This is a genomic window from Pelotomaculum isophthalicicum JI, assembly GCF_029478095.1.
Classification (GTDB): domain Bacteria; phylum Bacillota; class Desulfotomaculia; order Desulfotomaculales; family Pelotomaculaceae; genus Pelotomaculum_D; species Pelotomaculum_D isophthalicicum.
This window is the reverse complement of sequence record NZ_JAKOAV010000022.1, coordinates 18,653-29,629: the sequence shown is the minus strand read 5'-3', so window position 1 is coordinate 29,629 and position 10,977 is coordinate 18,653. Positions and strand designations below refer to the sequence as shown.

General features: G+C 55.4%; 13 protein-coding genes and 1 riboswitch. Of the genes, 2 read left to right on the top strand and 11 right to left on the bottom strand.

The features are described from left to right. Positions 1–68: 68 nt before the first annotated feature. From L7E55_RS11750 to L7E55_RS11730, 5 genes are all read right to left on the bottom strand, one after another. On the bottom strand, positions 69–590 hold the full coding sequence (locus L7E55_RS11750; protein WP_277444435.1) for a molybdopterin-dependent oxidoreductase: 522 nt from the start codon (positions 588–590) through the stop codon (positions 69–71). Between the two features lie 67 nt (positions 591–657). Continuing rightward, positions 658–1,269, bottom strand: a complete 612-nt coding sequence (locus L7E55_RS11745; protein WP_277444434.1) for an FMN-binding protein — start codon at positions 1,267–1,269, stop codon at positions 658–660. A gap of 30 nt (positions 1,270–1,299) precedes the next feature. Beyond that, a complete protein-coding gene (locus L7E55_RS11740; RefSeq protein WP_277444433.1) occupies positions 1,300–2,223 on the bottom strand; it encodes an FN3 associated domain-containing protein in 924 nt (307 codons plus the stop codon). A 29-nt stretch (positions 2,224–2,252) separates the two neighbouring features. Then, the gene (locus tag L7E55_RS11735; protein WP_277444432.1) at positions 2,253–3,365 is read right to left on the bottom strand and encodes a molybdopterin-dependent oxidoreductase; all 1,113 of its coding nucleotides are present in this window, start codon (positions 3,363–3,365) and stop codon (positions 2,253–2,255) included. Positions 3,366–3,370: 5 nt separating this feature from the next. Then, a complete protein-coding gene (locus L7E55_RS11730; RefSeq protein ID WP_277444431.1) occupies positions 3,371–4,273 on the bottom strand; it encodes a chitobiase/beta-hexosaminidase C-terminal domain-containing protein in 903 nt (300 codons plus the stop codon). A 116-nt stretch (positions 4,274–4,389) separates the two neighbouring features. Between L7E55_RS11730 and L7E55_RS11725 the strand changes: the two genes are divergently transcribed. Beyond that, positions 4,390–4,539: a hypothetical protein gene (locus tag L7E55_RS11725; protein ID WP_277444430.1), complete on the top strand. Its 150-nt coding sequence runs from the start codon at positions 4,390–4,392 to the stop codon at positions 4,537–4,539. 64 nt (positions 4,540–4,603) lie between these two features. Here the strand turns inward: L7E55_RS11725 and L7E55_RS11720 are convergent, their stop codons facing one another. Beyond that, positions 4,604–5,842 (bottom strand): stalk domain-containing protein, encoded by a 1,239-nt coding sequence (locus L7E55_RS11720; RefSeq protein ID WP_277444471.1) that lies wholly within the window; start codon positions 5,840–5,842, stop codon positions 4,604–4,606. On the opposite strand from L7E55_RS11720, the gene L7E55_RS11715 reads away from it, so the two are divergent. Further along, positions 5,781–6,038, top strand: coding sequence for a hypothetical protein (locus L7E55_RS11715; protein ID WP_277444474.1), 258 nt, complete (start codon positions 5,781–5,783; stop codon positions 6,036–6,038). The two genes, L7E55_RS11720 and L7E55_RS11715, sit on opposite strands and share 62 nt — an antisense overlap. Here the strand turns inward: L7E55_RS11715 and L7E55_RS11710 are convergent. The 5 genes from L7E55_RS11710 to L7E55_RS11690 all read right to left on the bottom strand — a co-directional run bounded on the left by L7E55_RS11710 (position 6,024) and on the right by L7E55_RS11690 (position 10,976). Then, a complete protein-coding gene (locus L7E55_RS11710) occupies positions 6,024–6,341 on the bottom strand; it encodes a DUF2149 domain-containing protein (protein WP_277444428.1) in 318 nt (105 codons plus the stop codon). The two genes, L7E55_RS11715 and L7E55_RS11710, sit on opposite strands and share 15 nt — an antisense overlap. Continuing rightward, on the bottom strand, positions 6,301–6,972 hold the full coding sequence (locus L7E55_RS11705) for a MotA/TolQ/ExbB proton channel family protein (RefSeq protein WP_277444427.1): 672 nt from the start codon (positions 6,970–6,972) through the stop codon (positions 6,301–6,303). The genes L7E55_RS11710 and L7E55_RS11705 overlap by 41 nt, the downstream gene beginning before the upstream one ends. Beyond that, on the bottom strand, positions 6,969–8,714 hold the full coding sequence (locus tag L7E55_RS11700; protein WP_277444426.1) for an FN3 associated domain-containing protein: 1,746 nt from the start codon (positions 8,712–8,714) through the stop codon (positions 6,969–6,971). The genes L7E55_RS11705 and L7E55_RS11700 overlap by 4 nt, the downstream gene beginning before the upstream one ends. Then, a riboswitch (molybdenum cofactor riboswitch) is annotated at positions 8,710–8,832 on the bottom strand. Its footprint overlaps the gene before it by 5 nt. 307 nt (positions 8,833–9,139) lie before the next feature. Then, positions 9,140–9,745: a chitobiase/beta-hexosaminidase C-terminal domain-containing protein gene (locus L7E55_RS11695; protein WP_277444425.1), complete on the bottom strand. Its 606-nt coding sequence runs from the start codon at positions 9,743–9,745 to the stop codon at positions 9,140–9,142. A 136-nt stretch (positions 9,746–9,881) separates the two neighbouring features. Next, positions 9,882–10,976 carry a DUF5305 family protein gene (locus L7E55_RS11690; protein ID WP_277444424.1) on the bottom strand — a complete coding sequence of 365 codons (1,095 nt, stop codon included), beginning with the start codon at positions 10,974–10,976 and terminating at the stop codon, positions 9,882–9,884. Position 10,977 lies beyond the last annotated feature (1 nt).

The window sequence follows — 10,977 nt, the reverse complement described above, 5'->3', positions numbered from 1 at the left end:
TATCTCCCTCCTTTTAGTGGATTTATAATAGAGTAAAGGATTGGCGCGCCAACGTAACCTCCTTTCGTTTACTGCAATTCCAGGCTCACCAGATAATTGGTAAAGCGCTGTCCGAACTCATCATCGCAAACAACGATTTGTATGGTTCCCTCCCCGCCTGTCTTCGTTTTTAACGGTTTTCCGTAATCAGAATAAACAACATATACATTATCCGGCCGCAAGATTTCGGACATGCTTACTCCCGAGGTGTAGTTGTCGATGCCCCTCGTGACAATCCTGGCGTACTTTTGTGTCAGACCATGATCTACGCTGTCCAGCACGGCCGCCAGCGGAGTACCGGTAAATTCGTGTCTCGTCAGTCCGCTGGTGGAATTTATGACCATTCTTTTTCGCACCTCCGGTAATTTGCGAAGGTCATCCACCGTCAGGACGCCTAGCCTGACACCTTCCGCTTTAATCAATAATTGACCTTCCCGCAGTCCTTCCCTGTCGCGGTTCAAGAACGCGAAAACAGCTATAATAAATGCCAGCAGCAGAATTCCCAGGCCGAGAAGCTTTTTTGGGTTTAATTCCTTACCTGTTTCAGTCATCCATATGGCCTCCGCGCTTTTGAACAAGTGACACTCTACCGTTTAATTACCGGCATGGCACTTCACTCTACCTGATTTCCGTGACAAATTCCTCCACTGCAAGAGGCACCGGCGGTGCTTCCTCGCCCAGGATCACCTCGCGGTAGGTTCCCATGGCGGCATTGACCCCGTTAATGACCGCCTGTGAACTGACCGTGGCACAGGTGATCTGAATCACGTCGTTAGGCTGGGACGCCTCCAAAACCACTCGATTTAGATAGGCGCCGGCGCTCTTGTTCCTGAATCTGTTTAAAAACCATTCCCTGGTCAGGCTTCCCGCGTATTCGGGTGTTTCGTCATGCCGCAATACTTTGATCCCCGTCACCTCTTTTTGGGCTCCGTCTATTAAGATGAAAAGATCAATAGTGCTCCGGTATCCCCGCGGGCTTGCGGCAAAGGCGTAATATTTCCGTGATCCGGCGGTTATCTCAAACACTTTTTTCACAGCCGGAAACTTTTTCGCCGCTTCCTCCGGCAGTTCAATGGCTTTAACATTTGCACCAGCAATACTTTGGTCACTGCCGAGTAATTCCTGAAATGCCTCCTTCTGACGGTCGGTCATCTTCTTTGAATCCGAACACCCTGTTATGATCAATGCCATAACCGCCGCGGCAAGCATTACAATTATGTATTTTCGCACACTATCCCAACTCCCATCCGAAACCGAAAACTACTCCACGTCGTACTTAAACGTTGCCACCTGGCTGTCGTGTTTCCCGTAGCCAATCACAATAGCTTTGATGGTAACCGGTTTGTCCACCGGGATCGGCTTGATCAGGTCCGGTTGGAAGTACGTCGCGCTGGGGTTGTACACCAGGCTTTTAATATCCGGAGTGCTCCCGTCCAAGGTGTAATAGATCTTGACCCGGTCCAGGCCGGGATGGCTCAAAACGACGCCGGTCCCCCGCTTGACCTTGCCGGGCGCGGGCTCTGCTCCAACCACGTCCCACCGGCCGGGCGGCGCGGTCGACACTTCGATGGTAGCCACATCTTTGACATAGGCGGCAGTGACCACGTCGTTCATTCCTTTCTGGCCGAAAAGCAGGCGCAGGTTACCGCCGACCGCCTTGCTCAAGTCGCTGGCGCCTTCCTGATGCTCCCAGGCCAGGATCGCCGGAACCTCACGCGCCCCCTCCGCGCTTCCCTTCTGCAAGTTCGGGAAACAATACCGTTTTTCATCCAATTGTTCTCTGGTCAAAGTGGCGTTATAACCGTCCGCGGCCGTGACGGTGATCGTCCGGGCCTCATCCTTGATCCCGGCCTTGCGCAACAACTGGGAAACCAGGACGCCTTTACCCACAAAAAATTTTTTCGCAGGCCAGTTGTTAACGGTCGAGTAACACTCACCGGCCAGGGCATCCGTCATGCTTTTCAATTCGTCGAGGTTATACTTCGTTTCATGCTCCACCCCGGATCCCTTGACGGTCAGGACGACCTCTCCACTGCCGGCTTTCCCGGCGGCTTGATTGACTTGACTTTCCGGCGCCCTGCCGGCTGAAGCCGGGTTTACCTCCCGTTTTTGGCCTTGACATCCTGTCAAAAGGCTCAGCCCAATGACCAGCAAGAACGTGATCAACCCTATCTTTTTAAACATTCTGCTCACCAAAAACATAGTCATCATCCCTAATCCATTGAACGGATGCGCATCAAGTTGCCGATGGGACTCAGCCCTTTTCCTTCGGTCCAGACCACCGGGTAAGTGCCGTCACCTTTAATGATCAGAATTCCCTCGGCCAGGTCCCGGCCGCTGACATTGACGCTCCCGCCGTCCGTGCCGGTGACCTCAAACTGTTTTCCCTCGATGCCCTTGACCTGCACTTCTTCCAGCATGGCCTGCAAGGGGATGCCCTTTTGCCCGCCAACCTCCTTCTCTCCGGTCAATTTGATCAATTCTTCAGGGAATACCGCCGCGTCCGCGTTTGTGGAAAACCAGGCGATACGCTGCACGTTCATACCCAGTTTGATGTTGGGCGACATGTTCATGGGAGCGCCTTCACCCTCAATTTTGATGTAATAGCGCTTGCTGACCATGTTCAACGCTTCATTTTTCTTGAAACCGTCCGATGATTTCATGGTAAAGAAGGCCTTGTTGTTCACGTTGTCAAAGCGGGAAAAGACTTGCGCCAGCTCGATGGCGTCGTCTTTACTGCCGTAATACTCATACTGGTAAGGTTCAATCCCTTGCGTGAGGTTTTTAAAGACCCAGACGGAAGAAATGCTTTTTTCCGGGATCTCCTTGTATAAAACAATCTTGTCGACCATTTTCACCCAGTAAGGTCCGAACTCCCCCTGCACGCACAGCCGCGCGGGACTCAGTTCATCCGGCAGTTCGCTCCGCCCGTCGATGTTTATTGCCAGAATCATCTCCCGGCTGCTCATGATTTCCGGCGTCACCAGACAGTAGTAACCGTCCTTACCCACAAAGCCGACGCCCTTGTAATCCTCAAATTTAATACCCGCGTGAGCCAGTACATCCTGAACGGTGGGGCCGGCCGCTTTAAATTCTTCCAGAAGGCCCGTGGTCCGGTTGAAGTTGGCATCCAGTTTTTTCTGGGTCAGCGCCCGCATTTCTACCACGGTGATCTCTTTGGGCGCGTCCATATCGCCTTCAATAACGATCTTCTGACCTTCATACTCCGGATTGACAGCGGCGGCCTTCTGCAGGGAACAGCCGGCCAGGACGCAGCATACCAGAAGTAAAACCACATAAAGACATACGCCTTTTTTTAAAACCACATCAATCAACCTCCTTGCCTGACCTGATAGTGAAACTCGGCGATATCGCTGTCATGTTTGCCGAAACCCTTGACCAGAACCTTGATGGTAGTATCTTGATCAATCCTGATCGGTTTGTTCAACTCCGGCTGATAGGTGCTGGGATTATATAGCGTGCTGTTTTCTGTCGGCGTGGAGCCGTCCAGGGTGTAATACATTTTTACCAGGCCCAGATCCTTATGCTGCAGTTTTACCGTGTCGCCCCCGGCAATCTTCCCTTCCGGGGGGAAAACGGCGGCCACCGGCCAACGGCCCGGGTCTTCCACAGCCGCGACGATCTCGCCGACCCCCTTGACAAAGGCGTAATTGGTCTGTTCATTGACATTGGCCTGCGGCACGATCAGGCATAAATCGTCCGCTCTGGCCTCGCTTAGATTGTCGCTGTTTTCCAGGTACTCGTAAGCGATAATCGGCTCCACCGGTTCGGCCCCTGCCGGATCGCCAGCCAGCACGCCAGGGAAATAATATCTTTTGGTACCTAGCAACTGCTCTCGTGTAAACGACCATTCAAACCCGTCCTTACCTTTAACCGTAAGGCATCTGGCCTCGTCCTTGAGGCCGGCGGCCTCCAGCAGCGCGGCCAATTTCACTCCCCGCGCCGCATACTTCTTTTTGGTGGGCCAGTTGTTGATGGCGGAATACACGTGCTCATACCGGGCCTCAGGCACTTCCAGCATCTCTTTCATGGTCATCCGGGTTTCCTTAACCATGCCGTTGCCGCTGAAGACAACCGCCTGCTCCCCGGCGGGGCCGCTCTGATCCTTTTGGGCAACTCCCCCGCCCTTACACCCGGAGGCAAAGATGATGCAGAATATGATCACAATCCAGAAGAGACAATATTTCTTGTGGAAAAAAGTGTTCCCTTTCATTGAACTTACACTTCCTGTTTGATCAATGACTGTCACTGCTCGTATATATTCAGTGAAACCGGTATTAAGGCATGGCGTTATCACCGCTTACTCAGAGGAAAGGGGACACACCTTGCTTGGTTAAAATAAAAACGAAAGTTGTTTTGAAAATCAGGGAAGGAATGTCCCCAATTAATTCCGTGTCGACAGTACCACGGCTCGCTTCGGACCGAACTAGCGGCGCTCGTTCGCTAACGATAACGCCATGCCTCAGCCTGGTTGACTGATTAGTTACCCTCTCCCATTCTGACTACTGACTACTGACTACTGACTCCCGACTCCTGACTCCTGTTATTTAGTAATCGTGATCTCCCCGGTTTCAGCATTGTAGTCCACTTTCGCCCCCAGGTTCTCGCTGACAAACCGGAGGGGAACGAAGGTGCGCCCGGGCGGTATGGTTTCGGGGACGCAGTCGATGGCCGCCGTCTGTCCGTTTACAAGCACGCTGGTGGAGCCCGGGGTCAGGACAATCTCTTTCCCTGCACCGGTGATGGTTACCTGCCCAGTCTCAGCATTCCATTTCACTCCGGCGCCCAGGGCCTCGCTGACAAACCGCACCGGCACCAGGGTGCGTTCGACCTTGGTATTGACGTAAGGCACCGCGTCCAGGGTGAAGGGGCTACCGCCAACACTGGCTCCCGTTTGTCCGATGGTGAGCTTGATCACTTTTACCGGCGGACTGCCCGGTGTTTCATCTTTCCTTTGATTCTCCAGGCCGGCTGTGCCCGCCGTGGTTGCGGAAGCGCTCTCTGTTCCGGCAATCTGGTAGGAGAAGGTGACCACGTCGCTGTTCAGCTTGCCGGGGCCTATTGTCACAGCCTTAATCGTCGTGTTTTTATTGATTGGCCCGACCGGGTGGTTGATCGTGCCCAGAACATCCGCCCGTGCCGACCACCACCGCTTGGCAATCCAGTTGTACATCGGACTGTTCAAGTCCGGGGTGCTGCCGTCCGTCGTGTAGTAAATCTTGTCATCGTCATTGTGGGCGTTGCTCAGCGCCACCATGGTCCCCTCAGGCACCACGCCGCCGCCCGGATTCGCCTGCGGAGCGTCCCATTTTTCCGGCTCGGTGGTGAGTACCTCAATTTTACTTATGTATTTAACAAACAAATTACCGGTCTGCTCGGTGACCGCCCGCTGTCCGATCATCAGCAGCAAAGCATTCATGTCGTTCATATACTTGGGGTTATTGCTGCCCTCGACGCTCACTAGACCGAGGATGGGCTCCACCTCTTCCGCGCCCGACGGGTCGCCGGGCGTATTCCCGTCACCGTCGCCGCCGGTCTTGAAACGCGGGAAGTAATAACGCTTGTCTTTTAATAATTCCTGCACCGTCAGCGTCACCGTGTAGCCGTCCTTAGCAGTGAACTTAATTAACTTGGCCGTCTCAAGCATCCCCGCCTTGGCCAGCAAGTCCCGTAACTTAACTCCCTTGCCCACGTACCATTTCTTGGTGGGCCAGGTGTTGATGCAACTGTACACATGCTGGTATTGCTCCATGGCCTGGAGTTGGGCCAGGGTCAGCGTCACCGGAGTCTTTACCCCGTCTCCCGTGATTTCGACCGAGGTCGAGGGATCGGCCAGGGCCGCCGGCGGCGCCACCAGGCTTAACGCGCCGGCCAGCAGCAGCGCTCCCAGAATAGTCGCCATAAGCCCGCGAAACCATTTCTGTTTAACAATTTGCATTGAGCAGATACCCCTTTCACTTGTTCTACTGGTTGGTTAACATGAACAACTGCCCCGTGGCAGGGTCTTTGTAAACCGTGCCCATCTTTTCATAAAGCCTGCCCCGGCCCTCTTCGGTTTCGATCAGATCGTCCCGTATTTCCGGATCTTGCAAAACCTCGCGGCCGCGCTCCAGGTTGACGCGCTCACCTATTCGGCCCAGGTCGACATTCCAGTGCATGACCAGGGAGAGCATCAGCCCGCAGGCAAACACCAGCATGGCGTCCACAATGTTGATGGCGCCATCCATGGGATTGACCTCCTCAGGCGTTCCGCGTCTCCTGCTTCTCAGTCCCCCGTCCACGGGCGAACACCTCCAGTAAGCTTTCCAGCAAGGCCTCAAGTGAACTCAAGTAATCCTCATACCACCTTTTGCGCAGCCGGGAGATGGCAAAGGCGATGCCGGCGGCGGCCAGGCCGGTCACCGTGGCGTCAAAGGCGGTGAGCAGGGAGTCGGCCAGGGTCCTGGTGTCGCCCTGGCCCAGGGCGATCATGCCCGGCCCCAGTGGAATCAGAGTGGCCATCAACCCGAACATGGGCCCCAGGCGGGCCACCAGGTCGGTCCTGTTGGTGATCCCGGCGTAATGCAGTTCCTCGCCGGCAAGCAGCCGGCGGGCCAGGGCCTGCAGGGAGGTGGCGGGCAAATGGCGGTGCTTGATCAACTCGCCCAGAGCCGCTTTCTGGCGCCGGAACAACCGGCTATTTTCGATCTCGTCCATGATCTGAACGGCTTCTTTCCCCTGAAAGGCGTCAACCAACTCCGGCACCCTTACCCGTGCCCGGCGCCGCTCCATGAGGGTTTCCACAAGCAGGCCGCCCAGTTCAATCACGGTAAAGGCCAGTAACAGCAGCAGGACCGCGACGGTAGGCATTAGTAAAGCCGACGAGATGACATGCATTGTATCTTTCAACGGGGTTAACACAGATATTGTCACCTAGCTACCTCCTTTGCGTATTCCAAGTACCTCTTAATCGCGCCGGTTAGAAACAGGAGTAGAAACACAACCGCCGCGTAACCGTCCTGTATATCTGCCTCCTCCTGTAACTTCAAGGGTATATCATCGGCCGACATCTCGAAAACACGCCAGGGTTGTACATCCGGCTGCTCCGGGGTGACACCGCCGGTAGTTGAAGCGGCGGCAACTTCCTTTTTTTCCGCCAGGTACTGCCGGTTGGCTTCCGGCACCGGCTGTTCGGCAGGTATCTCCGGCTGCCTATCGGCAGTTGTCGAATCGCCGGCAGCCGCCTTTTTCTCCGCCGGGCTCTGCCGGTTGGTGGCGATAATCTCATTTTCCGCCGGGGAACGCCGTCCACTCTCCGGCACTGGCGCTTTTTTGGGCATCTCCCGCGACCCGCTCTGCTGAGAACCTGCGTTAGTCAGGCTTTGACCATGCACGACGCAGGAAGCCGACAGGTTCCCGGCCACAGTCCTCGCGGTGATGGTGGCCGTGCCGGGGCCGACCACCGTCACCAGGCCGTTGCCGTCGACCGTGGCCACCCTGGTGTCGCTGGAACTCCAGGTCACGTCGTGGTCCATGGTGTTGTATGGTTCTATGCTCGCCACCAACTCAATGGTGTTACCGACTTTGAGACTGGCCGTGTCCTGGTCGAGGGTGATCTTGGTGGGCGGCCCGGCCGGCCTCTTCGCCGGGTCCGCCGCTTTGCCCGTGAGATCAGCTTTATAGGTAAAGGTTACAACGTCGCTGTCCTCTTTGCCGGGACCGATGGTGACGGCCTTGATCACCGTGTCCTTTTTAATCTCGATGGGCCGGTTGACGCTGTCCAAATCGTCCGGCCGCAGCGGCCACCACCGCTTTGCGCTCTTGTTGTACATCGGGCTGTTAATGGTCGGGATGCTGCCGTCCGTGGTGTAATACACCTTGTCCGCGTCATTGTGCTTATTGCTGAGCTCGATCTTGGTCCCCGCGGGCACCTCTCCGCCGGCCACGCTCGCCTTCGGGCTGTCCCATTTGGGTGGGGCGTCGGTAAGCACCTCGATTTTAGCCACATATTTTAAAAACAAGTTATTGTTCTGCTCGGTAACCGCCCGCTGCCCGATGAGCAGCAGCAGCGCGTCCCGGTCGTTCATTTCGGCGGGGTTGTCACTGCCCTCGCTGCTGATCAGGGCAAGGATCGGCTCCACCTCCCGCGCGCCCTCCGGAGAGCCTGGAACGCTCCCGTCGCTGGCATGGTTGTCCATTAAGCGCGAGAAATAATAGCGCTTGTCTTTGAACAACTCCTTAACTGTAAGCGTCACTTCGTACCCGTCGTTCGACACAAATCTGATCAGCCTGGCCTCTTCTGTCATCCCCGCCAGGGCGAGCAGGTCCCTCAGCTTGACACCTTTCCCTATGTACCACTTTTTGGTAGGCCAGGTGTTGATCACACTGTACACGTGCTCGTATTGTTTCATGCCCTCGAGCTGGGACAGGGTCAAGGTCACGGGGGCAGTCACTCCGTCCCCGGTGATCTCCACCGAGTCCGACTGATCGGCCAGGGCCGCCATGGGCGCCATCAGGTTGGATAAGCCTACGAGCAGCAGCAATACCAGTAATTTCACAAAGAGCTTACAGAGCCATATATTTTTAACTGCCGGCGTGATCATACTCCCCTTATCGCCAGAAATTGACAAAACAAAAACAGCCGGGCGCGGAAAACGCGTCCAGCCGTTGTGCACAGCAGGCAAACAACCCTTTCCGCACTGGGAGGCAGGCCTGTTTCCGGGCCGGCCCTGCCGGTCAGCCGCCATAGCCGCGCGAGGCCACAGGCGGGCAGACTAGGATGTTACACTGTGGATGTCCAGAACGATATTATATTTTAACAAACATAGCGTAAACCATCATTACCACAAAAGGATAAAATTTCTACAAATAGGTTTAGACCGGTTTAGAAGATAACAGTAGAACTCCGGTTAAGCCACGCTTTCATTTAATTTATAACTACTCCTGTCTAGCCCTCGGGTTATACTTATCTAATAAATTAACCCAATAATAATCTATTAGATAACTCAAACTAAACCATGCTGTATTTGGACAAAAAACACCCCCGGGTGAAGGGGGTGGGTAGCATACCGGACGGGTAACGTTGAAAGCCGGAAATCCGCTAGCCCGAGATCAAGTCTATAAGCATGCCGTAATCCGTGACGTCAACGTAGCCGTCGGAGTCGAGATCAGCGGCGTAAATCTCAAAATCATTGGGGGTATACTCGGCACTGATAATGTCGATCATTATCCCCAGGTCTGTGACATCGATGTAGCCGTCGTAGTCGATATCCCCCTTGGCGCGGTTGGTGTAGACGAAGGTTTGCACATCGCTGTTCGTTTTTCCGTTTTGGTTGTTTTGGCCGGGGGGTCCGATCCTGACGGCCTTGATCGCTGTTTTACCGGTAGTGCTGACGGTGATCGGGTGATTGATTGTGTTCAGACCTGGGTGGTCATACCACCATCTGCTGCCAATCCAGTTATAGATCGGGCTGTTCAGGGTCGGGGTGCTGCCGTCAGTGGTATAGTAAATCTTGTCCGTGTCTTCCAGCCCGTTGTCTGGGGTACCGGGTATGGACAGCGCCACCTGGCCGTTGGCCGGGGGCGGCCCGCTGGCCGGACTAGCCTGAATGGAGCTATCCCATTGACTAGGTTGGGTGGTGAGCACTTCAATTCTGTTCACATAGGCCTGGAGTTGGGCCACGGTGAAGGTAGTGGGATTCGTCACCCCGTTTCCGTCGATCTGTACCTCGGTCGACGCGGCCAGGGCCGGCGCGGGCGCGGTCAGGCTGAACTCAGCAGCGCGCCCAGGACGGTCAGGCAAACCTTGTAAAACCAGTTTTTTTTGACTATTAACATTTTAATTATCCCTCCTTTTTTAATTCATAAACAAACAACTTTGGCTCGTCGAAGACATAAAACGTCGCCATATTATCGGTTTCCGAAAGCGGCCGGTACATGACGGGCTTGTTCAGCTCGTCGGCAATCAGCGCCAGGTCGTCCACGGACCGGACCGGGATCGCGTTCCCGCGTTCGCCAGGGATCTCTCCCTCGATGACGGCCATGCGGTAGCCGTATTTTTTAACAATTCGCCTGAACCTGGCCTCCAGGGGATCGGTCCGCCCCGCGCTTCCGCCGGTGAACCGGAGCAGCAGGGCCAGGATGACGGCGCTGAGGCCGGCGGCCGCGCCGTACAGGGCGGCCTTTTTCCGGTCGGTTTGGGCCGGCACGGACCTGGTCGCGCTGATGGCGCCGGGCTTTTCTTTAACCGGCTCCCCGCCGATCTCAAAAGCTTTCCGGACCAGCGGCACCACCAGGGTCGGGGCTATCTGATCCTTGATTTGCCCGCTGTCCGTAACGGCTTCCACGTCCACGTTCCAGCGCACGGTCAGGTTGACCTCGTTCGGAATCAGCTCCGTATCCTTGATCACCATACTGGCGAAGGTATTGTATTCCGGCAGGCGCAGCGGCAACTCCTCCTGGACGGAGACGGTCCGTTCATTGCCGCTAAAGGCTTTTTTCGGCAGCAGCACAAATTCCCGCTGCCAGATTTTTGTGTTTTCCTTGCCGGCCAGCGCTTCCGCCAGGGCGACTATTCCGTATTCGCCCCTGACCTCGGACACCCGGTCGGCGCTGAAGGTGTACTTGAAAGAGGTAGTGATGTAATCAACGAAGTTGGTCATGTACACGTTGCCCGCCCCGAGGCTATTTTCGGCGTACAGGTTGTTGCCCGGGATAAAGTAGACCCGGTAGTCCACCCGGGCTGTCTGGTTGTAGGAAACCAGCGGCACTGTCTCCCGCGCCGTGCCGTGCCAAAAAAGGGACTTCAAAAACAGGAACGATGTCAGGGCCAGCAGCGCCGCGCACATAGCCAGGCAGGCCAGCCTGACTCTCCTGTCCATCCGGTGCTTCCAGCCTTGATCATTTATATTTTTAATTGGCTTCAAGTTAATAACCATT

Excerpts from the sequence above, each read along its gene's own strand:
- L7E55_RS11750 (WP_277444435.1), bottom strand. The coding sequence starts at position 590 with ATGACTGAAACAGGTAAGGAATTAAACCCAAAAAAGCTTCTCGGCCTG.
- L7E55_RS11740 (WP_277444433.1), bottom strand. The coding sequence starts at position 2,223 with ATGTTTAAAAAGATAGGGTTGATCACGTTCTTGCTGGTCATTGGGCTG.
- L7E55_RS11730 (WP_277444431.1), bottom strand. The coding sequence starts at position 4,273 with ATGAAAGGGAACACTTTTTTCCACAAGAAATATTGTCTCTTCTGGATT.
- L7E55_RS11715 (WP_277444474.1), top strand. The coding sequence starts at position 5,781 with ATGCAACTGTACACATGCTGGTATTGCTCCATGGCCTGGAGTTGGGCC.
- L7E55_RS11690 (WP_277444424.1), bottom strand. The coding sequence starts at position 10,976 with ATGGTTATTAACTTGAAGCCAATTAAAAATATAAATGATCAAGGCTGG.